The organism is Pseudomonas defluvii (genome assembly GCF_001695625.1).
Taxonomy (GTDB): Bacteria; Pseudomonadota; Gammaproteobacteria; order Pseudomonadales; family Pseudomonadaceae; genus Aquipseudomonas; species Aquipseudomonas defluvii.
Genome location: NZ_MBPN01000297.1, coordinates 1 through 826 on the forward strand (window position 1 = coordinate 1; position 826 = coordinate 826).

The following is an 826-nucleotide window of genomic DNA, read 5'->3' on the forward strand; positions in this document are numbered from 1 at the left end:
CAGCCGCGCACACCGCGCAGGCCTAACGCCAAGTCTGAACCGCCGCCATTGCCGTTCCGCATCGTCGGCGCCGAACTGCGCGCCGGCCAGCGCAGCGTGTCCGTCGCGCCGAGCAGTGGGGACTTCACGCCCGACCAGCTTCAGGTGCTGCTGCCCGGTGATGCGGTCGGCCCATGGCGCTTGCAGGCAATCGATGGCAGCGCCGCGGTGTTCCAAGCCGGCGACCAGACCCGTCGCGTGGCGATTCCCTGATCGGAGCACACCACATGAAGCCGTCGATCATCCTTTCCGCACTCCTACTGGCTTCAGTCCAGTGGCCCGCGTGGGCGCAGCAGTCAGCCACGGCTCCCGCTCGCAATGCGCAGAGCCAGGAGCGCCCGCTGGCCGCCCGCGTCCTGGACGACCGAGTAGCAAGCAACTGGGGCCTCCAACCCCAGGAATGGGTGCGTTACCGCGAGCTGATGGATGGGCCGCTGGGAATCTACTCGCCCAACCTGGACCCGCTGTCTGCCCTAGGCATCGAGGCACGGACCGACGAAGAACGGCGGCGCTATGCAGAGCTGCAGGTGCAAATCGAAGCACGCCGCGTCGAGAAGTTGCTCGCCTACCAACGCGCCTACGACGAAGCCTGGCAGCGCCTGAACCCCGGCATGCAGCGCGTGAACCTGCCCGACGACGGGCCGGGCGCCGGCACCGCGCGCGGCAGCGGCCGAATGGCGGTGTTCGTCAAGGACGGCTGCGCGGCCTGTGGGCAGCTCGTGCAGCGCCTGCAATCCTCGGGTGCCGAGTTCGACCTGTATATGGTGGGCAGCCGCCAGGACGATAC

General features: G+C 68.5%; 1 protein-coding gene and 1 pseudogene. Both read left to right on the forward strand.

The genetic code is table 11. From position 1 onward, the window contains the following. Window positions 1-252 (forward strand): annotated as a pseudogene (locus tag EKA13_RS27415) (hypothetical protein); the annotation flags it as partial. Window positions 253-266: 14 nt separating this feature from the next. Next, a partial coding sequence (locus tag EKA13_RS27420; RefSeq protein WP_065762055.1) for a TIGR03759 family integrating conjugative element protein occupies window positions 267-826 on the forward strand: 560 nt, incomplete at its 3' end.